This is a genomic window from Micromonospora thermarum (genome assembly GCF_012034245.1).
Classification (GTDB): domain Bacteria; phylum Actinomycetota; class Actinomycetes; order Mycobacteriales; family Micromonosporaceae; genus Micromonospora; species Micromonospora thermarum.
Window position 1 is genome coordinate 262528 of sequence record NZ_JAATEO010000003.1, and the last position, 24770, is coordinate 287297.

Annotated in this window: 24 protein-coding genes and 1 riboswitch; of the genes, 8 read left to right on the forward strand and 16 right to left on the reverse strand. The window is 73.0% G+C overall.

The window, feature by feature from the left end; translation table 11 throughout:
• Positions 1–10: 10 nt before the first annotated feature.
• Positions 11–949: an ABC transporter substrate-binding protein gene (locus HCJ94_RS04605; RefSeq protein ID WP_167999681.1), complete on the reverse strand. Its 939-nt coding sequence runs from the start codon at positions 947–949 to the stop codon at positions 11–13.
• A gap of 111 nt (positions 950–1060) precedes the next feature.
• A riboswitch (cobalamin riboswitch) is annotated at positions 1061–1122 on the reverse strand.
• Between the two features lie 169 nt (positions 1123–1291).
• Positions 1292–3178 carry a M14 family metallopeptidase gene (locus tag HCJ94_RS04610; protein ID WP_167999682.1) on the reverse strand — a complete coding sequence of 629 codons (1887 nt, stop codon included), beginning with the start codon at positions 3176–3178 and terminating at the stop codon, positions 1292–1294.
• A gap of 216 nt (positions 3179–3394) precedes the next feature.
• Here HCJ94_RS04610 and HCJ94_RS04615 point away from each other — a divergent pair, with 216 nt between their 5' ends.
• Positions 3395–4171 carry a C39 family peptidase gene (locus HCJ94_RS04615; protein WP_167999683.1) on the forward strand — a complete coding sequence of 259 codons (777 nt, stop codon included), beginning with the start codon at positions 3395–3397 and terminating at the stop codon, positions 4169–4171.
• A 40-nt stretch (positions 4172–4211) separates the two neighbouring features.
• Here HCJ94_RS04615 and HCJ94_RS04620 read toward each other — a convergent pair whose 3' ends face one another.
• Genes HCJ94_RS04620 through mqnE form a run of 3 tightly spaced genes read right to left on the reverse strand, consistent with a single transcriptional unit; the run spans position 4212 to position 6133 of the window.
• Complete coding sequence (locus HCJ94_RS04620) at positions 4212–4478, reverse strand: DUF4229 domain-containing protein (protein WP_167999684.1); 267 nt, start codon at positions 4476–4478, stop codon at positions 4212–4214.
• A 39-nt stretch (positions 4479–4517) separates the two neighbouring features.
• Positions 4518–4940, reverse strand: coding sequence for a hypothetical protein (locus HCJ94_RS04625; RefSeq protein WP_167999685.1), 423 nt, complete (start codon positions 4938–4940; stop codon positions 4518–4520).
• A gap of 23 nt (positions 4941–4963) precedes the next feature.
• On the reverse strand, positions 4964–6133 hold the full coding sequence (mqnE, locus tag HCJ94_RS04630; protein ID WP_167999686.1) for an aminofutalosine synthase MqnE: 1170 nt from the start codon (positions 6131–6133) through the stop codon (positions 4964–4966).
• Between the two features lie 243 nt (positions 6134–6376).
• Here mqnE and HCJ94_RS04635 point away from each other — a divergent pair, with 243 nt between their 5' ends.
• The 4 genes from HCJ94_RS04635 to HCJ94_RS04650 all read left to right on the forward strand — a co-directional run bounded on the left by HCJ94_RS04635 (position 6377) and on the right by HCJ94_RS04650 (position 12149).
• Positions 6377–7945: a C40 family peptidase gene (locus HCJ94_RS04635; RefSeq protein ID WP_167999687.1), complete on the forward strand. Its 1569-nt coding sequence runs from the start codon at positions 6377–6379 to the stop codon at positions 7943–7945.
• Between the two features lie 120 nt (positions 7946–8065).
• The gene (locus HCJ94_RS29910) at positions 8066–9424 is read left to right on the forward strand and encodes a hypothetical protein (RefSeq protein WP_240943964.1); all 1359 of its coding nucleotides are present in this window, start codon (positions 8066–8068) and stop codon (positions 9422–9424) included.
• A gap of 188 nt (positions 9425–9612) precedes the next feature.
• Entirely contained in the window at positions 9613–11367 is a 1755-nt protein-coding gene (locus HCJ94_RS04645) for a DEAD/DEAH box helicase (protein WP_205800614.1), read from the forward strand.
• A 152-nt stretch (positions 11368–11519) separates the two neighbouring features.
• Complete coding sequence (locus HCJ94_RS04650; RefSeq protein WP_240943920.1) at positions 11520–12149, forward strand: putative glycolipid-binding domain-containing protein; 630 nt, start codon at positions 11520–11522, stop codon at positions 12147–12149.
• Positions 12150–12259: 110 nt separating this feature from the next.
• On the opposite strand, the gene cds1 is transcribed toward HCJ94_RS04650, so the two are convergent.
• The 3 genes from cds1 to HCJ94_RS04665 form a co-directional block, all read right to left on the reverse strand.
• The gene (gene cds1 / locus HCJ94_RS04655) at positions 12260–13351 is read right to left on the reverse strand and encodes an L-cysteine desulfhydrase Cds1 (protein WP_167999688.1); all 1092 of its coding nucleotides are present in this window, start codon (positions 13349–13351) and stop codon (positions 12260–12262) included.
• A gap of 22 nt (positions 13352–13373) precedes the next feature.
• Positions 13374–14240, reverse strand: a complete 867-nt coding sequence (locus HCJ94_RS04660) for an SDR family NAD(P)-dependent oxidoreductase (RefSeq protein ID WP_167999689.1) — start codon at positions 14238–14240, stop codon at positions 13374–13376.
• A 101-nt stretch (positions 14241–14341) separates the two neighbouring features.
• Complete coding sequence (locus tag HCJ94_RS04665; RefSeq protein WP_167999690.1) at positions 14342–14800, reverse strand: Lrp/AsnC family transcriptional regulator; 459 nt, start codon at positions 14798–14800, stop codon at positions 14342–14344.
• Positions 14801–15068: 268 nt separating this feature from the next.
• Between HCJ94_RS04665 and HCJ94_RS04670 the strand changes: the two genes are divergently transcribed.
• A complete protein-coding gene (locus HCJ94_RS04670; RefSeq protein ID WP_167999691.1) occupies positions 15069–15335 on the forward strand; it encodes a BldC family transcriptional regulator in 267 nt (88 codons plus the stop codon).
• 68 nt (positions 15336–15403) lie between these two features.
• Here the strand turns inward: HCJ94_RS04670 and HCJ94_RS04675 are convergent, their stop codons facing one another.
• A complete protein-coding gene (locus tag HCJ94_RS04675) occupies positions 15404–16033 on the reverse strand; it encodes a UbiX family flavin prenyltransferase (RefSeq protein ID WP_167999692.1) in 630 nt (209 codons plus the stop codon).
• Between the two features lie 168 nt (positions 16034–16201).
• Here HCJ94_RS04675 and HCJ94_RS04680 point away from each other — a divergent pair, with 168 nt between their 5' ends.
• Positions 16202–17200, forward strand: coding sequence for a terpene synthase family protein (locus tag HCJ94_RS04680; RefSeq protein WP_167999693.1), 999 nt, complete (start codon positions 16202–16204; stop codon positions 17198–17200).
• 15 nt (positions 17201–17215) lie between these two features.
• On the opposite strand, the gene mqnP is transcribed toward HCJ94_RS04680, so the two are convergent.
• Both mqnP and HCJ94_RS04690 read right to left on the reverse strand, forming a co-directional pair.
• Positions 17216–18190 carry a menaquinone biosynthesis prenyltransferase MqnP gene (gene mqnP, locus HCJ94_RS04685; protein ID WP_167999694.1) on the reverse strand — a complete coding sequence of 325 codons (975 nt, stop codon included), beginning with the start codon at positions 18188–18190 and terminating at the stop codon, positions 17216–17218.
• Complete coding sequence (locus HCJ94_RS04690) at positions 18190–19650, reverse strand: menaquinone biosynthesis decarboxylase (protein ID WP_167999695.1); 1461 nt, start codon at positions 19648–19650, stop codon at positions 18190–18192. Before HCJ94_RS04690 ends, mqnP begins: the two co-directional genes overlap by 1 nt.
• Before the next feature lie 132 nt (positions 19651–19782).
• Between HCJ94_RS04690 and HCJ94_RS04695 the strand changes: the two genes are divergently transcribed.
• The gene (locus HCJ94_RS04695) at positions 19783–19935 is read left to right on the forward strand and encodes a globin family protein (protein WP_205800616.1); all 153 of its coding nucleotides are present in this window, start codon (positions 19783–19785) and stop codon (positions 19933–19935) included.
• An 83-nt stretch (positions 19936–20018) separates the two neighbouring features.
• On the opposite strand, the gene ccsB is transcribed toward HCJ94_RS04695, so the two are convergent.
• The 5 genes from ccsB to HCJ94_RS04720 are packed head-to-tail and all read right to left on the reverse strand — an operon-like array spanning position 20019 to position 24709.
• Entirely contained in the window at positions 20019–20993 is a 975-nt protein-coding gene (gene ccsB, locus HCJ94_RS04700) for a c-type cytochrome biogenesis protein CcsB (protein WP_167999696.1), read from the reverse strand.
• Positions 20993–22657 carry a cytochrome c biogenesis protein ResB gene (resB, locus tag HCJ94_RS04705; RefSeq protein WP_167999697.1) on the reverse strand — a complete coding sequence of 555 codons (1665 nt, stop codon included), beginning with the start codon at positions 22655–22657 and terminating at the stop codon, positions 20993–20995. Before resB ends, ccsB begins: the two co-directional genes overlap by 1 nt.
• Positions 22657–23490, reverse strand: a complete 834-nt coding sequence (locus tag HCJ94_RS04710; RefSeq protein WP_167999698.1) for a cytochrome c biogenesis CcdA family protein — start codon at positions 23488–23490, stop codon at positions 22657–22659. Before HCJ94_RS04710 ends, resB begins: the two co-directional genes overlap by 1 nt.
• Positions 23490–24062 carry a TlpA family protein disulfide reductase gene (locus HCJ94_RS04715; RefSeq protein ID WP_167999699.1) on the reverse strand — a complete coding sequence of 191 codons (573 nt, stop codon included), beginning with the start codon at positions 24060–24062 and terminating at the stop codon, positions 23490–23492. The genes HCJ94_RS04710 and HCJ94_RS04715 overlap by 1 nt, the downstream gene beginning before the upstream one ends.
• A complete protein-coding gene (locus tag HCJ94_RS04720) occupies positions 24062–24709 on the reverse strand; it encodes a histidine phosphatase family protein (protein ID WP_167999700.1) in 648 nt (215 codons plus the stop codon). The genes HCJ94_RS04715 and HCJ94_RS04720 overlap by 1 nt, the downstream gene beginning before the upstream one ends.
• Positions 24710–24770: the final 61 nt, after the last annotated feature.

Here is a 24770-nt window from a genome sequence, read left to right on the forward strand (position 1 = left end):
TCGCTCAGGGTCACGCGGGCACCTTGGCGGTCGCGTCGATGATCGTGCGGAGCAAATCGACGACGCGCGGGCCCCAGCGCGAGGCGATGTCGTCGTCCAGCCCGACGACCTGGTTCTTCTTCACCGCCGTGATCCCGGCCCAGCCGGCCCGGGCCTTGACCGTGTCCGCGCTCTGCTGGCAGCACTTGGTGTCGGCGAGAAAGACGAAGTCCGGGTTGGCCTTGACGATGACCTCCTGGGAGAGCTGCGGGTAGCCGCCACTCTTCCCGTCCGCGTCGGCCGGGTCGGCGATGTTCTCCAGGCCGGCCAGCGAGTAGATCGAGCCGATGAAGGTCTTGCTGGTGGCGGTGTACAGCTCCGGACCCAGCTCGTGGAAGTAGGTCAGCTTCTCGGAGCGCTTCGGCAGGTCGGCGACCAGCTTGGCGATGTCGTCCTTCATCCGCGTGACCACGTCGGCGGCCTCGGTCGGGTGCCCGGTGAGCGTGCCCAGCTCGGTGATCTGCCGGTAGGTGTCGTCGAGCGTGGTCGCCGCCGGGGTGAGGAACACCGGGATCTTCAGCGCGGTCAGCTGGTCGACGATCTTGTTGGTGTCGTTGGAGAGCACCACCAGGTCGGGGGTCTTGGCGGCGATGGCCTCGGCGTTCGGCTGGAAGCCGGACAGGTCGCTCTTCGGCGCCTCGGCCGGGTAGTTCGAGTTGTCGTCGGCGGCGGTCACCTGCTTGCCGGCGCCGATCGCGAACAGCATCTCGGTGGCGCTGGGCGACAGCGAGACGATCTTCTCGGGCCGCTGGTCGAGGGTCAGCGAGCCGACCGTCACCGGGTACGAGGCGGCGGCCGACGGGCTGCCGCCGGCCGCGGGGGTGTCGGAGGTCTTCTCGGCGCAGGCGCCGAGGGCGAGCGCGGCCACCGCGAGGGTCGCGGCGAAGAGCCGGGGGGTACGTCTGAGCATGGGTCCTCCTGTCGGTCGAGGAGCGTGGTGCTTCGCCGACAGGGAGCCGGAGCGCCCGTCCGCGAGGCGCCCTTCCTCGAGAGCGCGTGTCGCGACCCCCACCGCAGGCGACCTGGCTCGTCCCCGGATCTCGGGGCATCACAGTTGCGGGACAGCGCCGGTTTCGCACCGGCTTCGCTGCGGGGCGGTCGTAGCGCCTGTCCGCCCGGGCCGGGTAGCACGGGTGGAACAGGCCCTAGCACGGTAGCGCACGCTCCGGACCGCTCTCGCCGCTGGCCGCGGGCCTGTGACGAGGGGGTGGGTGGGGCCCCGCCGGGGGCGGGACGGGGCCCCGACCCGTGCTCAGGAGGCGGTGATCGTGACGTTGTCCACGGCCGCCTCGACGAGGCTCGCCCCGGAGGCGTCCGCCGCGTCCACCTGGATGCGGACGGACTGCCCGGCGTACGGGGTCAGGTTGAGGTTCGCCACCGCCCAGGAGCCGTTGCGGTTGGTGGCCGCGCCGGCCTGGTTGAGCAGGGTGGTGGTGCCGCCGCTGTGCACGACGCTGACCCGCAGGTAGTCCGCGGAGGACGCGTTCGAGCCGTGCGCCAGGTACCAGGCCAGCGACAGCGTCAGCGTCCCGCTCGACGGCAGGGTCACCGCCGGGGATCGGGCGCTGGTGACGCCGCCGTCGACGTCGTGGTCACCCGCGCCGGCTCCGGCCAGCGGACCGGTGACCAGGTCGTTGCTGCCCGCGTACGGGGTGAGCTGCTTGGCGCCGCTGGAGGTGGTCGCCTGGGCGGCGCCCCGCTCCCACCGGCCGAGGGTCGCGGTGTCGGTGCCGTTGGGGTTGACCGTCCAGCCGGTCGCGGTCTCGAAGGTGTCCGACCAGACCGTGGTGCCGCCACCACCGCCGCCGCAGTACTGCGCCTGCTTGCCGATCGCCCGGTACGGGCAGTCGGCGTACTCGGCGAGGATCAGCACCGCGTCCCGGTTGCGGGAGGTCTCGCGCGGGATCACCTCGTCGGGCGGGTAGAAGCCGCCACCGGAGGCCGAGCCCGGGTACATCTCGAAGGTGTACGCCCAGATGCCGTGCTGGCCCCACATCCAGTCGATGCTGTCGCCGTCGGTGATGTAGAGGTCGCTGGACTGCTGCGGCGTGTAGCCGTTGGTGGCCGCCATCTGCTGGCCGATGGTGGCGAAGGTGTTGTACTGGTCGGCGCTCATCCCCGGGGCGGTGTTGTTGTACGTGTAGCCGAACGGCCACAGCACCAGCTGGGAATAGGTGTGGAAGTCGATGTTGGCCTTGATCTGCTGCACGCCGCCGACGACCCGGCTGTTGACGAAGTTGCGCAGCGCGGCCGTCTCCGGCGCGGAGAACGGCGACGGGCCGCGGTAGGTGTCGGACGAGGTCGAGCCGGAGGATCCGCCGCAGCAGCCCCACTGGTAGGACCAGTTGCGGTTGAGGTCCGTCCCGACGTACGTGGAGCCGCTGTTGGGCTGCCGGTTCTTCCGCCAGGACCGGTACGAGCCGGTGGCGACGTCGTACTCGCTGCCGTCCGGGTTCACCGTCGGCACGATCCACAGCTCGCGGCTGTTGACCACGTTGGTGACCCGGGAGTCGGTGCCGTAGTTGTCGGTGAACAGGTTGAGCAGGTAGATCGCCATCTCGACGGTGAGGTGCTCGCGGGCGTGCTGCTGCGCGTTGACGAGGATCTCCGGCTCGTCCTCGTCGGTGGCGACGTTGTCGGAGATCTTCACCGCCATCAGGTCGCGGCCCTCGTACGAGCTGCCGATGCTGATCTTCCGGGCGATGGACGGGTGGTCGGTCACGACCTTGTTCACCACCGCCGTCAGCTCGGCGTAGTTGTGGTAGTTGGAGTCCGCGGGCGGGAAGTCGAGGGTGCCGATCTCCCCGTCGTCGTGCGCATGCCCCCGGTCGGTGGGCACTGCCGCGACCGCCTCCAGCCGGAAGCCCAGCCGGGTGATGGCCGCGGCCTCGGCGCTGGTCGCCGACACGTGCAGGACGCCGTGCTCGGAGTAGTCGATCGACGCGCCGGTCCGGGCGACCGCGGAGCGGTCGGCCAGCGTACGCGGGCCGAGCACCCGGTACTGCGTGGCGGCCGGTTCGCCGGAGCGGTCGGGGGTCGGCTTGGCGGAGACCGGTGGTGCGGCGAGGGTGAGGATGCCGAGCCCCGCCGCGACGACGAGGGCGAGGCGGCGGCGGAGGGTGGGAGTGCGGAAGGCCATGGACAACCTCCTGGGAGGCGCGGGAGATCTTTCCCGCTCGGTGGAGCACACTCCACCACCGGTCACATGGTCATATCAACATCCATCCATCTTTACTTTGCATGTCAGCCGGATCCTTATGTCGGCAAGGATTTTCCATATGTCAACCTGTGGCGAAACTTACTTCCGGGCGGGACACTGGCCGGCAACGATGCCCACCTCTCCCGTGGAGTACCGATGCCCAGACCACGCCTACGCGCCGCCGGTCTCGCCGGCCTCACCGCGCTCGCCCTCCTCGGCACGACGACACCGGCCACCGCGGGGCCGCTCGCCGCGCCGGCCACCACCGTCGCGCACGACGAGCAGATCACGTACCACGACTGGTCGGGCGGGACCGACTGGCTCGCCGGAACGCTCGCCGGCACCGTCGCCACCCCGACCGGCCTCACCCTCGGCACGCCGACCGGCACGGTGGACTACAAGGACCCGCACGACAAGAACAAGCGAACCTGGGCCTACGGCACGTGGACCTCCCCGGTGACCGACGTCGGCTTCGACGCGAGCGAACTCGTCGCCTCCTGGAACGCCGACACCCCGACCGGCAGCTGGATCCAGGTGGAGTTGCAGGGCAGCTACTCCGGTATGGAGGGACGGGTCACCCGGCTGCACTCGCTGGACGACGTGGAGCGCTTCATCGCCGCCGGCATCCCGGTCGTGACCAGCCAGTCCTTCCTCGCCAGCGAGCTGGACGGCGCGAACTACGGCACGTCCGGGCACCTGTTCGTGGTGGTCGGCTTCACGCCGGACGGTGACGTGATCGTCAACGACCCGGCCTCGTCCAGCAACGACGTGGTGCGCAACGTCTACAAGCGGGAGCAGTTCGAGCAGATCTGGCTGCGAACCAAGCGGATCAACGCCAGCGGCGGGGTCTCCAGCGGCTCCGGCGGCATCGCCTACCTGATCAAGCCCACCGACGTCCCCTGGCCCTCGGCCCCCGGCTCCACCACCTGGTGACGCGCCGACCGGGATGGCGCCGGTGTCGGCGTCCTCCTGGTCAGGGGTTGTGCTTCGGCTCCTCGTCCTCGCCGGCCAGGGCCGACCGGAGGCGCTCCTTCTCGGCGCGGCGCCGCTCGGCGGCGACGGCCATTTCCTCGGCCATCTCGTCCCGCCAGCCCCTCAGCAGGAAGAAGGAGGCGGCCGCCGAGAACACCAGGGCCAGCATCAGCTTGAGGAACAGGTTCATCTCGACGAACCAGAGGGCCGCCAGCACGATGACGAACAGCCCGATCCGGCCCAGCGTGTACTTGACCGCCGCGCTCATCTCCGTACTCCGTTCTCCGCCGCCGGTCGGGCGGCGGCGTCAGCCCGTCCGGCGGGCCAGCCACCGTACGCCGGGGAACCACACCACCGCGTACACCACGGTGAAGGTCGCCGCACCCAGCGCGCCGGACAGCAGCGGCGGCAGCCCGGCGGCCAGGCCGGCCACCACCAGCCCCGCCGTCACCGCCACCGCGCCGGCGACCAGCGCGGTCACCACCCGGGCAGCGCCGAACTCCCAGGCGCGGAAGTCCTCCCAGTAGAGCCACGCCGGCAGGATCACCGCCAGCCACCCGTTGGCCCGGCCGAACTCCCCGGCACCGAACGAGGCGAAGGCCCAGTCGAAGAGCACCACGGCCAGCAGCCCGACGACCAGGCCGGCCAGGCTCACCCCGAGCAGGTCGCCCAGGGTCAGGATGCGCCCGTCGGCGTCGCGCCGGGGAAAGCCGCTCTGCTGCTCGGTCATGGCCCTACGAGGGTACGCGCCGGTCAGGCCCACACCTGCTGCGGCTCGGCACGCCGCTCCGCCAGCGTCGGCGGGGCGTCGTACTCGCGCACCACCTCGTAGCGGGTGTTCCGCTCGACCGGGCGGAAGCCGGCGTCCCAGATCAGGTGCAGCAGGTCCTCGCGGTGCATGGTGTTCGGCGTGCCGTACGAGTCGGCGTCGTGGGTGATCTTGTATTCCACGACCGAGCCGTCCAGGTCGTCCACCCCGAAGTTCAGCGAGAGCTGGGCGACCGAGAGGCCGTGCATCACCCAGAAGCACTTCACGTGCGGGACGTTGTCGAACAGCAGCCGGGACACGGCGAAGGTCTTCAGCGACTCGGCCGGGGAGGCCATCGTCGTGCGGGCCTGGATCCGGTTGCGGATCTTGCCGTCCGCCGAGTCGACGAAGTCGTGCTGGTAGCGCAGCGGGATGAAGACCGCGAAACCGCCGGTCTCGTCCTGCAGCTCGCGCAGCCGCAGCACGTGGTCGACCCGGTGCCGGGGCTCCTCGATGTGCCCGTACAGCATCGTCGACGGCGTCTTCATGCCCTTGCTGTGGGCCAGCCGGTGGATGCGCGACCAGTCCTCCCAGTGGCAGGCGTGGTCGACGATGTGCTGCCGGACCTCCCAGTCGAAGATCTCCGCGCCGCCGCCGGTCAGCGACTCCAGGCCGGCGTCCATCAGCTCGTCGAGGATCTCGTCGGCGCTCAGGCCGCTGATCTTCTCGAACCACTGCACCTCGGTCGCGGTGAAGCACTTGAGCTTGACGTTCGGCAGGGCCGCCTTCAGCTCGCGCAGCACCTTCGGGTAGTAGCGCCAGGGCAGCGTCGGGTGCAGGCCGTTGACGATGTGCAGCTCGGTGAGCTGCTCGTCCTCCATCTCCTTGGCCTTGCGGACCGCCTCGTCGATGCGCATCGTGTACGCGTCCTTCTCGCCCGGCTTGCGCTGGAACGAGCAGTACGCGCAGCTCGCGCTGCACACGTTGGTCAGGTTGAGGTGCCGGTTGACGTTGAACATCACCCGGTCGCCGTTCAGCTCGGTGCGGCGGTGGTGCGCCAGCCGGCCCAGCCAGGCGAGGTCGTCGCTCTCGTACAGCGCGATGCCGTCCTCGCGGGTCAGCCGCTCGCCGGCGTACACCTTCGCTTCGAGCTCACGCTTGAGTCCGGCGTCCATGTCCAGCCCCGTCCCTTCCACCTGCGGTCCCGATCGAGCCTACGTCGGCCGGGCGAGCCGCCGTCAGCGCGGTCGGCGGGCAGCGACGCACTTCACCGCGTTCTCAGCTATCCGTAACCCGGCGACACATCGACATCGCTGCCCGCGTGCGGTAAGACAGGATGGGGCGCGACTCACACCACTGGTAGCGTCCTGGCGCCGCGCGCACCACGCGTGGCCGTAGCACGCCAGACGGGGAGCGGAATGGTCGACAGCAGGTACGGACGACGGCCAGGTCGACGGAGTCCGGTGATCTCACCGGTGCTGCGTCCGAAGCTCTGGTCGGCCCTCCTCGGGGCCGTCGCCGCCGCCGTGCTGAGCGCCCCCGCGTACGCCGACCCGGCCCTGCCCACCACCGTGCCGGACACGGGCGCCCGCCCGGTCGCGTCCGGCCCGCTCAGCCTGCCCGGCGGCGTGCCGCTCGTCCCGACGCCGGGCGCGGCCGGCGCACCGGTCACCAACCTCGTCAACGGCCCGCTCGCCACGCAGATCTACGCCGCCGAGGCGCGCATCGGCCAGCTCGGCGACGAGCTGCTCCTGCTGCGACAGAAGCGCACCGAGGCCGAGGCGCAGCTCGGCACCGCCGAGCGGGACCTGGCCCTGGCACGGGACGCGCTGGCCCGGGCCCAGGAGCGGGCCGACACCGCCGTCGCCGACGCCATCAAGGCCGCCGCGGCGCTGCCGCCCGCCGAGTTCGCGACCGACCTGCACGACCTGAGCCAGCTCTCCCGGATCGCCCGCGGCGAGGAGGTCGAGGGCGGGGACACCACCGCCGCGACCCGCGAGCTCAACCGGGCCCGCACCGGCGAGCAGGCCGCCCAGCAGGCGCTGCTGGCCGCGCAGAGCCGGGTGGAGGCCGCCCGCACGGCGTACACGACGGGCGAGCAGACGCTGCGCGCCGAGGAGGCGAAGCTCGCCAAGCTGCGCACGGACAACGCGGCGCAGCTGATCGAGCTGGAGCGCCAGCAGGAGGCCGCGGAGCAGGCGCTCGGAGCCGGGTACGTCGCCAACGAGACCGCGAACGGGCTGGCCGCGCACCCGGTGGCACTCAAGGCGCTCGCGTACGCGAAGGCACAGCTCGGCGACCCGTACCTGTGGGCGGCCGAGGGGCCGGACCGGTTCGACTGCTCGGGCCTCATCTGGGCCGCGTACCGGTCGGCGGGCTACTACGACCTCCCGCGGGTCTCCCGCGACCAGTACTACGCCACCCGGTACCGCACCGTGGCCCGCACCGCCCTGCTCCCCGGCGACCTGCTCTTCTTCGCCTCCGGGTCGAGCTGGACGAGCATCCACCACATGGGCATGTACGTGGGCGGCGGCAAGATGATCCACGCCCCGAGCAGCGGCGACGTGGTCAAGATCTCGACGGTGCGCTGGTCCCGCCTCTACGCGGCCACCCGGGTGGTCGGCGGGGTCCCCGTGCCGACCACGCCGGCCCCCACGCCGAGCGCTCCGGCCACCTCGAAACCCCCGGCCAGCCCGAAGCCGCCGGCCACCCCCAAGCCGACCCCGTCAACCACGACGTCGCCCAGCACGTCCCCGTCGCCGTCCACCTCGCCGTCCGCGACCCCGTCCGATTCGGCCTCGCCGACGCCGTCGCCGTCCGGCAGCACGCCGGCCCCGGAGTCCAGCGTCCCGTCGAGTCCCGCGACCGAGCCCTCGACACCATCGCCGGAGACGACGACCAGCCGCGCGGTCGCGACCACGGCGGCGAGCAGTTCGGCGCCGTCGGAGAGCACGTCGGCCAGCGCCTCGGCGAGCACCGGCAGCTGACGCGATCCGTCCGGTACCGACTCCGGCTGTGCGGTCGGGTCGGAATGTGGCACGGTGAGACTCAGGCACGCCCGGTCCGGCGTCACGGATCCGGGTGCGAGCGTGGCGCGGAGGGCGAGCATGGCCGAGCAGAACGTCCCGGTGGACCCGTCCGCCCCCGATCTCACCGGCCAGCCCGGCGAGCCGGGCGGCGACGTCCCGGGCACGACGTCCACGGCCGACTCCGCCGGTGACCGCCCGGCCCCGGACGCCGGCGGGACTCGGTCCGCGGCGCCCGCGCCCACGCGAGGGCGGGTCAGCGTCGCCACCGCGGTCGCCCCGCCATCGGCTGGCATGGTCCCGACCGGCGGGGCCGCGACGCCCTACCGGGCGACCGGCTCCGCCTCCGTACCGTCGCCGGACGTTCCCGGTCAGCGCGTCGCCACGTCCGAACCGGACGGCGCACGGGCACCGGCCCCCGCCGAGCCGGACGCACCCGCTCCCGCAGCGGCCAGCGCGGCCGAGAATGCCGGGCCGACCGACACTCCGGCCAACGCACCCGCCCCCGCCGAGCCGGACGCACCCGCTTTCCGGCCGGCCGACGCCGCCGAGGGAACCGGACCGGCGGACGCCCGGGACGGTGGGCCCGCCGACGAGGTGCGCGAGGGCGGGGCTGCCGCGCGGGCCAGCGTGTCGGTGCCCGGGGCGAGCCGGGTCTCGGCCGCTGAGGCGGCGGCCATCCGGTCGATCACCGGGGAGGCGCGGATCTACCGGGCGGGGCCGGTCAACCCGGAGCCCCCCGAGCCGGCGCAGCCGCCGGAGCCGGCGCAGCCACCGAAGCCCCCGGTGCCGGAACCGGAGCCCGCGCCCGCGCCGACGCCGCCCGTCCCCGGGCCCACCCCGCCGTCGCCCACCCCACCGGTGCCCGGTCCGACGCCGCCCTCCCCGGGCCCGTACCCACCGGGTCCGATCCCGCCGCGGCCGACGCCCGGTCCGGTCCCGCCCGTGCCGGGCCCGCCCGCGCCGCCGCCGGGCCCGCCGGTGCCCCCGCCGCCGCCACCGCCCGGCCCGATGCCGTCGCCCCCGTTCCCGCCGCCGCCCGCGACCTCCTGGTCCGCCGACGCGGCCGGGCAGCCGGCACCGCTCACCGGACGCGCCGCCGTACCGGTGTCGGCACCGTCGGCGGTGCCCGGCCCGCGGAGCGGCCGGCAGGACCGGTACGAGGGCGACCTGGGCTCGATCTACAGCGCCGGAACGGACGGTCCGGGGTTCGCCACCGTCGCGCTCCCGGCGAACTCGCTGGAGACGTCCGGTTCCCTGACCGGGCACATCCTCGCCCAGGGCTGGACGGCGACGCCGGCCGAGGAGCGGTCCAGCAACGCCCGCGTGGTGCTCGTCCTCGCCGCGTCGGTGGGGCTGCTCGTGGCGATCAGCGTGCTGGTCGTCCTGCTCGCCAACGACGCGATGGACGGGCTGGTGGGCAAGATCCTGAGCCGGTGACGGCCGGGTGAGCCGCCCCACTACGGTTCCGCGACGGCGTGGCGGTCCGGGCCGACCGCCGTACACTGGGTGAGATCACTGACCCGGCGCGCGCCTGACGCGCGCCCATGGGCGGTCTTGCGGGCGATCCGGCGGCGTGCAGCCGCGGCGGGCCATCGCGAAGATGCGCCCCGCTCGAAAGGCTTTTCTTGACCACCTCGTTCGACCCTGGCACGACCTCGTCCGCCTCCGACACCACGATCGACTTCGCGGCCCTCGGGCTGCCCCAGCCGCTGGTCCGGGCCCTGGCCCGGCAGGGCATCACCACCCCGTTCGAGATCCAGCGCGCCACCATGCCGGACGCGCTGGCCGGCCGTGACGTGCTCGGGCGCGGCCAGACGGGCTCCGGCAAGACCCTGGCCTTCGGCCTGCCCCTGTTGGCCCGCGTGGCCGACCGGGAGCGCGCCCGGCCGCTGCACCCGCGCGCCCTCGTCCTGGTGCCGACCCGCGAACTCGCCATGCAGGTCAACGACGCCCTGCTCCCGCTCGGCAAGGCCGTCGGCGTGTTCCTCAAGACCGCGGTCGGCGGCGTGCCGTACGACCGGCAGATCGACGCCCTGCGCCGCGGGGTGGAGGTCATCGTGGCCACCCCCGGCCGGCTCGGGGACCTCATCGACCGGGGCGTCTGCCGCCTCGAGGACGTCGAGGTCACCGTGCTGGACGAGGCGGACCAGATGGCCGACATGGGCTTCCTGCCCGAGGTGACCGAACTGCTGGCGAAGACCCCCGCCGACGCGCAGCGGCTGCTCTTCTCGGCCACCCTGGACGGTGACGTGGACGCGCTGGTCAAGCGTTTCATGACCGACCCGGTCACCCACTCGACCGCCCCGCCGACGGCGGCCGTGTCCACGATGGACCACCATCTCCTGCTGATCCCGCCGCACGACAAGTTCCCCGTCGCCGCGTCCATCGCCGCCCGGGAGGGGCGCACCATGGTGTTCGCCCGCACCCAGCTCGGCGTCGACCGGCTGGTGCAGCAGCTGGCCGCGGTCGGCGTCCGGGCGGGCGGCCTGCACGGCGGCAAGACCCAGCGGATGCGCACCCGCACCCTCGCCGAGTTCCGCGAGGGCCGGATGAACGTCCTGGTCGCCACCGACGTGGCGGCGCGGGGCATCCACGTCGACGGCGTCTCGCTGGTGCTGCACGTCGACCCGCCGAAGGACCCGAAGGACTACCTGCACCGGGCGGGGCGTACCGCGCGGGCGGGCGAGTCCGGTGCGGTGGCGACCCTGGTCCTGCCGAAGCAGCGCCGCACCACTCTCGCGATGCTCGAGAAGGCCGGCGTCGAGCCGGCGCAGACCCGGGTCCGGGCCGGTGACCCGGCCCTGGCCGAGCTGACCGGCGCCCGCGAGCCGAGCGGTGTCCCGGTCCGGGACGAGCCCGAGCCGCGCCGGCGGGCCGACCGGCCCGACGGCCAGCGGCGCTTCGGCGACCGCTCGGACGGCCCGCGCCGCTTCGGCGACCGGCCCGACGGCCCGCGCCGCTTCGGCGACCGGCCCGACGGCCCCCGCCGCTTCGGCGACCGGCCCGACGGCCCCCGCCGCTTCGGCGACTGGCACGGTCGGGACGAGCGAGGCGAGCACCGACGCTTCGGCGAGCGCAGCGACCACGGGCGGTTCGGCGAGCGCAGCCACCGGCGGTTCGGCGAGCGCAGCGAGCCTCGGCGGTCCGATGAGCGCAGCGAGCCTCGGCGGTCCGATGAGCGCAGCGAGCCTCGGCGGTCCGATGAGCGCAGTGAGCCTCGGCGGTCCGATGAGCGAGGCGACGATCGGCGGTTCGGTGAGCGCGGCGAGCACCGGCGGTTCGGCGAGCACCGCCACCCGGCCCGGCCGGCGGACGGCCGCTCGGAGCGAAAGTCGGGTGACCGGCGCTTCGGCGGGCGGCCCACGACCGGCACGTACTGAGCGATCCACTCGAGTTCCTGCACATCGGGGTATCCGAGCGCCTGCGACAGCGCGATATCCCTGATGTCGAGTGGATCAAGTCGGGGCGGGCCGGCACTCCGGCCAACGGCGACTGCGCTGCCGGGCACGCCCCGGTCGCGTAGCGTCGGTTCATGCCGACGATGCCGAAGTCGCTTTTCTGGACCCGGACCGACACCGCCGGCGCCGAGCACGCTCTCGTCGACGACGGGCGGGGGCTGACGGCGCGGGGCACGCAGGTCGTCGTGGACCCGATCCCGTACACCTGCCGCTACCAGCTCACCACCGACCCGGACTGGGTCACCACCGGCCTGGTGGTGGAGGCCGAGGGGTCGGGCTGGCTGCGCAGCGTACGCCTGGAACGGGCGGTCGACCGGTGGCGGGTGACCACGGCCGAGCAGGGCGACCTGGACGGGGCGCTGGCCGCCGCCGGCCACCCGCCCGCCGGCCTGCCGGGCACCGACGACCCGGACCGCCTGGCCGACGCCCTCGACGTCGACCTGGGCGGGTCGGCGCTCTTCAACACCCTGCCGGTACGCCGGCTCGGGCTGGCCGGTGCGCCCGCCGACATGCCGCACCGGATCGCGGTCGCGTGGGTGCTGGTGCCGAGCCTGGTGGTGGTCGCCGCCGAGCAGGTCTACACAGGACTGGGCCCCGGCCGGGTGCGCTACAACAGCGACACGTTCACGGCCGATCTCGACGTGGACGGCGACGGGTACGTGCTGCGCTACCCGGGGCTCGCGGAGCGGGCCGCGCCGCGTTGAGCGAGGCCGCGCCGCGTTGAGCGAGGCCGCGCCGCGTTGAGCGAGGCCGCGCCGCGTTGAGCGAGGCCGCGCCGCGCGGAGGCCCGGCGCCGCGTTGAGCGGGGCCGCGGTCAGGCGGGCCAGGCTCCGCTGGTGAGGAAGCGTTCGACGGTCGCCAGGTGCGGGGCCAGGTCGAGGCCCTGGGCGGCCACCCAGTCGTCGGCGTAGTAGGTGTCGGCGTAGCGGTCACCGGCGTCGCAGATGAGGGTGACGACCGAACCAATGCGCCCCTCGGCCAGCATCTCGGCGATCAGCCCGAACGCGCCCCACAGGTTGGTCCCGGTGGAGCCGCCGACCTGCCGGCCGAGGACGGCCGAGCCGGCCCGCATGGCGGCCAGGGAGGCGGCGTCCGGCACCTGCACCATCCGGTCCACCACCGAGGGCAGGAAGGACGCCTCGACGGTGGGCCGGCCGATCCCCTCGATCCGGGAGCCGCGTCCGGTGCGGACCGACCAGTCGGCCGCCTGCCACGCCGGGTAGAACGCGGAGTTCTCCGGGTCCACCACGCAGAGCTTGGTGGGCAGCCGCCGGTAGCGGGCGTACCGGCCGATGGTGGCGCTGGTGCCGCCGGTGCCGGCGCCGACCACGACCCACGCCGGTACGGGGTGCCGCTCCAGGGCGAGCTGCGAGAAGATCGACTCGGCGATGTTGTTGTTGCCCCGCCAGTCGGTGGCCCGCTCGGCGTACGTGAACTGGTCCATGAAGTGGCCGGCCGAGTCCTCGGCCAGCCAGCGCGCCTCGACGACCACCTTGGCCGGGTCGTCGACCAGGTGGCACCGTCCGCCCTGGAACTCGATCTTGGCGATCTTCTCCGGCGACGTGGAGGCCGGCATCACCGCGATGAACGGGAGCCCGAGCATCCGGGCGAAGTACGCCTCGGAGACCGCTGTCGACCCGGACGAGGCCTCCACGATCGTGGTGCCGGGCCCGATCCAGCCGTTGCAGAGCCCGTACAGGAACAGCGAGCGGGCCAGCCGGTGCTTCAGGGAGCCCGTCGGGTGCACCGACTCGTCCTTGAGGTAGAGGTCGATCCCCCACTCCCGGGGCAGCGGGAACGGCAGCAGGTGGGTGTCGGCCGACCGGTTCGCGTCCGCCTCCACCGTGGCGATCGACTCGGTCACCCACCGCCGGCTGGCCTCGTCGCACCGGTCGAGATGAGTCACGCGGGAAACCTAGCAAGCCTGGTCAGTGGTGTCCGCCGCCGGTCCGGCGGCGCTGCCGGCGCTGGCCGGCCCGGCCGACGGCCATCACCGCCGGCAGGAGGCGCAGCGCCGCGCCGGGCAGCGCGTCGAGGAGGCGGACCTGCACGCCCCGCCAGCGCGGGACGGCGACCACCGGGCGTGGCCGCCGGGCCAGCCGCGCGGCCCGGCGGGCGACGCGTTCCGGCGTGAGCAGGGTGCCGGTGAAGGAGGCGGCAGCGCCCGGATCGTCCAGCCGGTCGTGCAGCATCGGCGTCCAGATCCCGTCCGGGCACAGGCACGACACGTGTACGCCCCGGTGCCCGGCCAGCCGCAGGTCGGCCTGCGTGCCGATGCTGAACGCGACGAGGGCGTGCTTGCTGGCCGCGTAGACGGTCTCACCCGGCGCGGCCACCAGTCCGGCGAGCGAGACGACGTTCAGCACGTGCCCGTACCCCTGGGTCCGCATGACCGCCAGCGCCGCCAGCGTGCCGTTCATCGCGCCGAGCGTGTTGACCTCCAGCACCCGCCGCCGGGTCGCCGCGTCGTGCTCCCACGAGGGCCCCGTGACGAGGATCCCGGCGTTGTTGACCCAGAGCCCGAGGCCGCCGCGCCCGGCCGCCTCGGCGGCGATGTCGGCGCAGGCCGCCTCGTCGCGGACGTCCAGCGTGCGGGACCAGCCGCCCAGCGGCGCGGCGGCGGTGGCCACCGCGTCGGCATCGATGTCGGTGAGGAGCACCCGCCATCCGTCGGCGTGCAGGGCGGCGGCGATGGCCCGCCCGAGCCCCCCGGCCGCGCCGGTCACGACGGCGGCGCCGGGGACGGCGGCGGTACCGGCGGCGCCGGGGCCCGCGCCGGTCGTCGGGGTGGTCATCGGCGCACGCTACTACCGCCGGTCCGGCTGCCGCCAGAGCCGCGAGGCCGACGTTCTCCGCGCCGGTCCGGAGGTGGGCAGGTGGACTGCGGGCGGCCGGGTCAGGCGGGCGGCGGGGTGACGGGCTGGGGGCGGTTCTCCCACTTGGTCGACAGGGCGATGCTGGTACGGGTCGACGCGACACCACGGGTGCGGTTCAGCCGCACGATGAGCTGCTCCAGCTCGGCGATGGTCCCGACCCGGGCCTTGAGCAGGAACGACTCGACACCCGCCATGAAGTAGCAGGACTCGATCTCGGGGATGGCCCGGAACGCCTCCAGCACGTCGTCCGTGTCCGCGGCCGAGTCCTCCACGATGCCGATGATGGCGGTCACGCCCAGGCCGATGCTCTCCGGCTCCACCTCGGCCCGGTACGCCCGGATCACGCCGCTGGACTCCAGCTTGCCGACCCGTTCGTGTACGGCCGGGGCGGAGAGGCCCACCTGTCGGGCAAGCTCGGCGTACGAGAGGCGGGCGTTGCCGCGCAGCAGCTCAACGAGGCTCAGGTCGATCGCGTCCACGGACTGTAGACCCTAGCCGTAGCGTCGTCACGCCGCGTGCGCGGTCCCGGATGAGCATACGGAGCGTAATTGTTCACAAACCCGTCGTGAAGAAGGACGTTCGCGGGTAACATTTCCTAACTTCCCACTCAGTGGGTTTTTCGCGTTTGGCGGACAAGCCAGGTCGCCGGTGCTGTAATTGCCATACGTCCCTCATGACGGCTCTGGGCTCGCACCGGCCGGGGGCAGTGTGTTCAGCCGGGGGCTTCGTCGACGCGAGGAGGGGGCTGTGGACACTGGAGATCGCCTGCTGACACCGGGTGAGGTCGCCGCGCTGTTTCGGGTTGATCCCAAGACTGTGACGAGGTGGGCGGCGGCGGGCCGGATAGGCAGCATCCGGACTCCAGGCGGGCATCGCCGGTTTCGGGAATCCGAGGTGCGAGCCCTCCTCGAGGGGGAGGGCATGTTGGACGAGGCGGAGGACATGGGCAAGCCACGCAACGCCGGCCCCACCGCCTCGACCGGTACCGGCCCGGCCAACGCCGGGATGTACTGAAGCGGTGTGACGTCGCGCGGACCGGACACTGGCAACCGGTCCGCGCGCCGGTCCGGGCCGCCGGGCGTTCAGTCGCGCGCGGCGCCCAACTCGCCCGACCAGCGGCGGAAGAGCGTGTGCGGTACGCCCAGGGCGTCCAGCACCTTGCCCGCGACGAAGTCCACGAGCTGGGCGGCGGAGGCCGCCGCTCCCGCGCCGTAGAAGCCCGGGCTGGCCGGTAGCACCACCGCGCCGGCGTCGTGCAGGGCGATGAGGTGCTCCAGGTGGCTCCGCGTCACCGGCGTCTCCCGGGGCACCACGACCACCGGCCGGCGCTCCTTGAGGTTGACCTCGGCCGCCCGTTGCAGCAGGTCCTTGGAGAGGCCGATGGCGATGCCGGCGCAGGCGGCCGTGCTCGCCGGGACCACCGCCATGCCGCGTACCCGGTACGAGCCGCTGCTGGGCCCGGCCGCCAGGTCGCCCGCCGGCCAGTGGCGCACGTCGGCGCCGGCGAGGTCCTGCCCGAGCCAGGCGGCGAGGTCCTCGGCCCAGTGCCCGTCCCGGAACGAGCGGCCGGTCTCGTCCAGGATGGTCAACCGGGCGGCCCGGGACACGATGAGGTCCACCGGTTCGCCGGCGTCGAGCAGCGCCCGGACGACGGCCGCCGCGTACGGCGTACCGGATGCCCCGGACACCCCGACCACCCATGGTTCGCGCATGCCTCCAGCGTGCCTGGTCGTCGCGTCCCGGCGGCGGGCACCCCCGGTTCGGCGTGATTCCCGCCCGCTCCGGCATCCATGTCCGCCCGGGAAGGCGGGCATCCCGCCGACCTGACATGCTCTTCGCAGCGATGTGCATCGTTGGCAGCTCGCACGCGGGAGGAATCGGTGACGACCGGCGCGGTCCTCTGGTCGCTGCGGGCCGAGTGCCCGCTCGCGCCCCGGATCTCGCCGTACGCCGACGCGGTGCAGCGGTGGCTCGTCGACGAGCTGCTGCCCGACCTCGACCTGCCGCTAGACGCCGCGGCCCTGCGGCGGCTGGCCGCCGCCGGCGTCGCCCGGTACGCCGGCCGGCTCTACCCGGGCGCCACCGAGGCCGACCTAGGGGTGCTCACCGCGCTCTTCACCTGGTTCTTCCTCGTCGACGACGCCTGCGACGGGCCGCAGCGGCTCGCCCCGGACGAGATCCGCACGCTACGCACCGGGACGGTGACCGTGCTGCACGGCGGGGCCCGCCTCCGGTCCCCCGGGCTGGACGGGGGGCTGCGGCGGCTGCTGGTCCGCGCGTGGCGGGAGCCCCGCCGCCGGATGCCGGCACGGTGGCGGGCCCGGGTCGCCGACGCCGTCGCCCACCACCTCGACGGCACCTGGCGTGAGGCGGTCGGCAAGGCCGCCGGCCACCGGCCGGGTGTGACCGAGTACGTCGAGCTGCGGCGCGCCACCTCGGCGGCTTACCTGTCGTACCCGCTGGTGGAGTTCGTGACCGGGCGCCCGCTGCCGGACCCGGTCTACCACCACCCGGCGCTGCGCCGGGTCGCCGACACCGGCAACGACCTGCTGTCCTGGTACAACGACCTGGCCTCGCTGGAGCGGGAGCAGCCCACGGCCGTGGGACACAACCTGGTGCTGGCGGTCGCCCGCGAGCATCGTGTGCCGCTGGCCGAGGCGGTCGCGCTGGTCGCCGATCGCTGGCGGGAGTCGATGCGTCGCTTCGTGGAGCTGCGCGCCGCGGTGCCCTCGTTCGGCCCGGCGCTGGACGCGGCGGTCGGCGACCATCTCGACGTGATCGCCAACGCCGTCCGGGGCACCATCGACTGGACGCTCGAAAGCTCCCGCTACGCGGGTGAGGAGCGGCCCCTTCTCCACACCTCCGGTAGCCCTTCCTGACACCCGACCGGCAGGTCAGGGCCGCAGGCCGAGCCGGACCACCAGGTCGAGCAGCGCGAAGACGAACAGCGCGATGCCGACGAATCCGTTGGCCGTGAAGAACGCCCGGTTGACCCGGCTCAGGTCGGTCGGGCTCACCACCACGTGCTGGTACGCGAAGGCGACCGCGGTCAGCGCCAGCCCGATCCACCAGAGCCAGCCGAAGCCCACCAGCGCGCCGAACCAGATGAACAACGCGAAGGTGACCACGTGCGCGACGGTCGAGGCGTGCAGCGCGAAGCGCAGCCCGTAGCGCGCCGGCACGCTGTGCACGCCGATCCGCCGGTCCACCTCCGCGTCCTGGCAGGCGTAGATCAGGTCGAAGCCGCCGATCCACAGCCCCACGGCCGCCCCGAGCAGCCAGGCCGGCCACGAACCGGCGAAGGTGCCGGTCACCGCGAGCCAGGCGCCGACCGGGCCGACCGCCTGCGCCACCGCGAGGATCGCGTGCGGCCAGTTGGTGAACCGCTTGCCGTACGGGTAGACGACCAGCGGCACCACCGCGAGCGGCGCAAGGGCCAGGCAGAGCGGGTTGAGCAGGGCGGCGGCGGCGAGGAACACCACCAGCGCGACGGCCGCGCCGGTCCAGGCCGTCCGCAGGCTCACCGCCCCGGTGACCAGTTCCCGGTTGGCGGTACGCGGATTCCGCGCGTCGAACCGCCGGTCGAGGATCCGGTTGGCGGCCATCGCGAACGTCCGCGCCCCGACCATCGCCACAGTGATGAGCAGCAGGTCGAGCCAGCGCACGCGCCCGCCGTCCACCTCCATCGCGGTCAGCGCGGAGAGGTAAGCGAACGGCAACGCGAACACGGAGTGCTCGATCGCGACAAGGTCGAGGAACGCCCGAACCCGCCCCCGCGATCTTGCACTTTCTGCCCGGACAGAGCCGGAGGAAGCGGACGAATCGGGGGCCGAAACTGCAAGATCGCGAGGGTTGGTGGAGTCGGCCATCAGACCCCGTACTCCTTCCAGCGCTTGTCGACCAGGGAGACGATCTCGGGGCTCATGGTCATCTCCTCGGGCCAGCCCCGGTGGTAGCCCTCCTCGGGGAGCTTGCGGGTGGCGTCGACGCCCGCCTTGCCGCCCCAGAACTGCTGGTACGACGAGTGGTCGAGGTGGTCGACCGGCCCCTCGGTGAGCAGCAGGTCGCGGGCGTAGTCGACGTTGCCGAAGGCGCGGAACGCGACCTCGTTGTAGTCGTGCACGTCGCAGTCCTCGTCGACGATCACGATCAGCTTGGTCAGCGACATCAGGTGCGCGCCCCAGATCGCGTTCATGACCTTCTGCGCGTGCTTCGGGTAGCGCTTGCGGATCGACACGATGGCGCAGTTGTGGAAGACGCCGGCGGCCGGCAGGTCGTAGTCGACGATGTCCGGGATCAGCAGCTTGAGCAGCGGCTGGAAGATCCGCTCGGTGGCCTTGCCGAGGCCGTGGTCCTCCTGCGGCGGCTTGGAGGTGATGATCGAGTGGTAGACCGGGTCGCGCTGCATGGTCATGGTCTCGACGTGCATGACGGGGAACGGCTCGACCGGCGTGTAGAAGCCGGTGTGGTCGCCGAACGGGCCCTCGGGCAGCCGCTCGCCGGGCTCGATGTAGCCCTCGAGCACCACCTGGGCGTGCGCCGGGACCTGAAGGGGCACGGTCAGGCAGTCGACCATCTCGACCCGCTCGCCGCGCAGGAAGCCGGCGAACAGGTACTCGTCGATGTCGCCGGGGAGCGGGGCGCTCGCCGAGTACGAGACCACCGGGTCGCAGCCGATGGCGATGGCGACCGGCAGCCGCTGGCCGAGCCGCTCGGCGACCGCGTGGTGGGCGGTGGAGTCCTTGTGGATCTGCCAGTGCATGCCCAGCGTGTTCCGGCTGTGCTGCTGGAGCCGGTACAGCCCGAGGTTGCGCTTGCCGGTCTCCGGGTGCTTCGTGTGGGTCAGGCCGAAGTTGTGGAAGATGCCCCCGTCGCCGGGCCACACCTGGAGGCCGGGCAGCCGGTTCAGGTCGACGTCGTCGCCCCGGTACACCACCTGCTGGCAGGGCGCGGTCTTCACCTTGCGCGGCGGCACCGACTTGAGCTGCATGACCTTGCCCAGGCCCTCACGGATGCCGGACCAGCCGACCGGGAGCTCCGGCTTGACCAGCGCGCCGATCCGGGCGCCGATCTCGTCCAGCGACTCGACGCCGAGCGCCATCGCCATCCGCTTCTCGGTGCCGAACAGGTTGACCGCCACCGGCATCTCGCCCCGGGTCGGCCGCTCGAAGAGCAGCGCCGGGCCGCCCGCGCGGACCGTGCGGGTGACGACCTCGCTGATCTCCAGGGTGGGGTCGACGGGTACGGTCACCCGCCGCAGCTCACCCGCGCGCTCCAGCGCCGCGAGGAAGTCCTTGAGATCGGTGTACGGGAAGCCACGAGCCGCCATACCGGCAAGTCTCCCGCATCCCGGTCGCGGCCGGCCGACGCGGGTCCCCCGAGCCCCGCCACGGAACCTGACCATTCGTCTCTCTGGACACTCGCGCGAGTTTCTGTCTGCTTTGGCATACTTGTCGGGATTGTGGCCACTCCGGGCAGCCAGCCGATCGAGGACTATCAGCAGCGCGTACGCGGCCGGTTCGGCCAGTGGATCATGGACACCTGCAACCGCCCCTACGACCTGGCGTGGCTGGACTACGCCGAGGAGATCGGGCTGCGGTCTCGACTTCACTGACGTCGGGGTGTCGCCGAGATCGGGACACCCCGACATCATGGAAACCGAGTCGATCTTGCGGCTACGCGATCGGCGGGCGGCGTTCAGTCGATGCCGGCGTACGAGTGCAGGCCCTCGAAGAAGATGTTCACGCCGAACAGGTTCATGAGCACGGTGAGGAAGCCGAGCACGGCCAGCCAGGTCGCCACGTTCCGCTTCACGCTCGGCGTGGCCCGGGCGTGCAGGTAGCCGGCGTACACCACCCAGGAGATGAACGCCCAGGTCTCCTTCGGGTCCCAGCCCCACGGCCGCCCCCACGCCGCCTCGGCCCAGATCGCTCCGGCGATCACCGCGAAGGTGAAGATCGGGAACGAGAACGCGTGCAGCACGAACGTCAGCCGCTCCAGGGCCGCCGCCGCCGGCATCCGCTTGGCGAGGGTGTACGGGAAGCTCCGCCGGCCCTGCTCCCAGCCGGCCCGCATGAGGTACGCGACCGCCGGCACCACGCCGAGCAGGAAGACCCCGGAGCTGAACACGATCGTCGAGACGTGGACGACGAACCAGTACGAGTTGAGCGCCGGCACCAGCGGGACGATCGGCGTGTAGAGCACCAGCTCGGCGGTCGCCACCAGCAGCACCATGACCAGCGTCAGGAACAGCCCGAGGCGGCGCAGCGACGGGCGCTTCCACAGCACGGCGAGCCAGCCCGCGGTCCCGATGAACGAGACCGTCAGCACGAACTCGTACATGTTGCCCCAGGGCATGCGGTCCGCGGCGATGCCGCGCGTGACCAGGGCACCCAGGTGCAGCAGGGCGGCCACGGCGGTGGCCCCGACGGCGATCCGGCCGGCCAGCCGGGCCCGCGCGGCGGTGCGCACGGCCGCCGTCGTACCACCGGGCGCCGGAACCTCCGCGACCACGCCGCCGGCCGCGCCGACACCGGCGCCGACCAGCTCGCGGGCGGGCGCGGCGGCCCGGGTACGGGCGTTACCGAGCGCGTACTCGACGGCGTGACTGATCATCGCGACCGGGTACGCCAGGATCGCGAACGTCACCAGCTGGTCGGAGAGTGCGGACATCACTCGGCTCCTTCTCGCGCTCCGGCCCGGTCGTCGGCACCGGCCCGCTCGTCCCGCGACCCGTCGCCGCTGACCGCGGCCACGAGCTGCGCGAACTCGTCGGCGAACCCGGGATGGTCGGTGCGCGGCAACCCACCGGACTCGACCAAACTACTACCGCCCGTCGGAGATCCACCGGCGGGGTCGCCGGCCGTCACCCCGGCGGGGGGCAGCACCCGGAAGAAGACCCGCCGCCGGCGGCCGAAGAGAGAGCCCATCAGGCCGAGCAGCAGCGTGCCGGAGCTGACCAGAAGCAGCGTCGAGCCCGGGTCGTACCGCACCGACAGCACGATGTACGGCTCGGTCCCCAGGAACTCCAGCCGGCTGCCGTCGTCCAGCGTCCAGGTCTCGCCGACCTTGAGCAGCTTGGTGCCGACCTCCTTGACCTTGCCGGAGCGCACCTGCCGCTGGTCCAGCTCGTACACCGACCCGGGGATGCCGGCGTCCAGACCCAGGTTGCCACGGTACGCGACGAGGTTCAGCAGGGGGTTGCGCTCGGTCGGGAACTCGGACCGAACGAACGGCCCCTGCTGCGGCGCCGTCGGCAGGTACAGGCCGGTGAAGGCCATCTGGAGGTCCGGATCCCGCTTCCCGGTGGCCGGGTCGACGTTCGCGTCGGGGAAGGCGGCCACGCCCTCCCCGGTGATCCCGACGTCCCCGGTGGTCAGGAACGGGGTCGTGCTCGTCTGGGTGCGGCCGAAGCGGTCGGTGTAGCGGATCACCGGCGCGTACCCGTGGCCGAGCAGGTAGACGTTCGCGCCGTCGAGGCGCAGCGGCGAGTTGACCGAGAACTCGGCCCGGCGCGGCTCGCCGCCGTCCTCGTCGACGGTCACCGTCGCGTTGAAGAACTCGGGCTGGCCGTTGGACTCGAGGAACCGGGTCTCGAAGTCGTCCAGCCGCATGCAGAACCCGGGCAGGTCGGCGCTGCCCACGCGGGGTCCGAACGACGTCTCCGCGTACTGCTGCTGGGTGTTGCAGAACGCGTTCTCCGCGCCCGCGACCAGGAGACGGTTGCCGCTCCAGCCGTACCACGAGCCGAGCGCGACGCCGACCAGGACGACCACCATCGAGGTGTGGAAGAGCAGGTTGCCGGTCTCCTTGAGGTACCCCTTCTCGGCGGAGACCTCGTCGCCCCGGACCACCACCCGCCAGCGACGGCGGCGCAGCGACTCGGCGATCGCGGCGGCACCGCCGGCCGGGGCGGCGAGGACGGCGTGCTGGGGCAGCCGGTCGAGCCGCTTCGGGACAGCGGGCGGCTGCGACCGCAGGGCCCGGACGTGGTCCCGGAGCCGGGGCGTGATGCAGCCGATCAGGGACGTGAACAGCAGCAGGTAGATCGCCGAGAACCAGACCGAACCGAACGCCTCGAACGCGCCCAGCCGGTCGAGCACCGGAGCCAGGTCCGGGTGGGCGGCGAAGTAGTCGCGGACGTCCTCCGGGTTGACACCGCGCTGCGGGAGGACGGAGCCAGGAATCGCGGCGACGGCGAGCAGGAAGAGCAGCACCAGCGCCGTACGCATGCTGGTGAGCTGCCGCCACGAGTTGCGCAGCAGCGCCAGGACCGGGTTGGGGCGGCGCCGGGGCGCCTCGGCCGGCGGGGCCGGCCGGTCGTCCACGACGGTCATCAGATGCTCACCTCACCGGCGCCGACGGTGGCCTGCAACCAGCTCACGACGTTGGTCCAGCCGCCGGTCACGAGGGCGAGGCCGATCAGGATCAGCAGCACGCCGCCGACCCGGGTGACCCACCGGCTGTTGCGCCGGACGGCGCGGAAGACCCCGAGCAGGCGCTGGAAGCCCAGCCCGAAGACGACGAACGGTATCCCCAGCCCGAGGCAGTACGCCACGGCCAGGATGACGGCCCGGTCGGTCTGGCCCCCGACGGTGGCCATCCCCAGGACCGCGCCGAGCGTCGGGCCGGTGCAGGGCACCCAGCTCAGCGCGAAGACCGCGCCGAGCACCGGCGCACCGAGCAGCCCGGCGGACGGCAGCTTCTGGATGCGGAACTCGCGCTGCAACCCGGGCAGTGCACCGACGTAGCTCAGCCCGAGGACGACGATCAGCGCGCCGATCACGATCTCCAGCGTCCGCTCGTACTGGAAGAAGACCTTGCCGACGGTGGCGAACAGGATCGCGGTGGCGGTGAAGACGACGGTGAAGCCGGCGATGAAGAGCAGCGTGCCGGCGAGCACGCGACCCTTGACGGCCGCCGTGGCCGCCGGCGCGGTCCGCTCCCGCACCGTGACGCCTCCGCCGCCGGTCCCGGTCGCGTCCGCCGGCTGGGGCGCGCGCCGGCCTTCGAGGTCCGCGCCGGCCAGCCCGGTGACGTACGACAGGTAGCCGGGCATCAGCGGGAGGACACAGGGGGACAGGAAGCTCACCAGACCGGCCAGGGCCGCCGCACCGATGGCGAGCAGCAGCGGACCGGACTGCGCGAGTTCGCGGAACGTCTCGCCCATCAGCGCTGCCCGGTCGGCGCGGGCGTCTCCGCGGCGATCCGCTCGACGATGGGCCGGAGACCCTCCTGCTTGACCGCGGCCCGGATCACGGCGGCGATCCGGCCCTCCCGGTCGAGCACGACGGTGGCCGGGATGGTGTTCGGCGGGATGTCCAGCGCGAGCGCCAGGCGGCTGGGCGGGTCGAACAGGCTCGGGTACGTCACCCGGCCCTCCTCGAACGCCTTCGCCTTGTCCCGCTGGTCCTGGATGTTGATGCCGAGGAACGTCACGCCGGAGCCCTTGGTGGCCTGGTAGGTCGCCTCCAGGTCGTCGGCCTCGGCGCGGCAGGGCGCGCACCAGGAGCCCCAGAAGTTGAGCACCACGACCTGGCCGCGGTCGCGCGCCACGTCGTAGCTGCCGCCGTCGAGCAGCTCACCGGCGAGCGTCGGGGCGGCGGACCGCTGGTCCGGCGCGCACTCGATGATCCCGTCCCGGTTGTCGCAGGCCTCCTCCGCGTTCGACGGGGAGCAGGCGGCGAGCGCCGCCGTGGCGACGGCGGCGAGCAGGCCGGCGGTCAGCCTCCGGGCTGTCATCAGGCTCCCTTGGCCGTCCGGGCGGTCGGCGACATCGCGATCAGGTGCGCGGCCGGCTCGGAGTATCCGATGCCGACCACCTTGGCGCCGTCGAAGTGGAACGAGGTGAGGCTGGCCAGCCCGCACTGCCGCTTGCGCGGGTCGTGCCACAGGCGCTTGCGCTCGACGTACCGGCGCAGGGTCCAGATCGGCAGCTGGTGGGAGACGAGGACGGCCTCCCGCCCCTCGGCGGCGACGCGGGCGGCGTGCAGGGCGGCGAACATGCGCTCCGCGATGGCCCGGTACGCCTCACCCCAGCTCGGCGTCACCGGGTCGCGCAGCACCCACCAGTTGCGCGGGTCGCGGAACGACCCGTCGCCCGGGGACACCTTCTTGCCCTCGAACCAGTTGGCGCTCTCGATCAGTCGCTCGTCCACGCCGACCGGCAGCCCGAACTGCGCGGCGATCGGCTCGGCCGTCTGCTGGGCGCGCTCCAGCGGGCTGGCCACGACGTGCACGACCTCCCGCTCGGCGAGCCCCTGCGCGGCGGCCTTCGCCATCTGCACACCCAGCTCGGACAGGCGGAAGCCCGGCAGCCGGCCGTAGAGGATTCCCTCGGGGTTGTACACCTCGCCGTGCCGCAGCACGTGGACCACCGTCTTGCTCACCGCTGCGCCCCCCTTGTTCGCGACTGCGGGGCTTGCAGACCCGGCGCACTCCTCGCGCTCA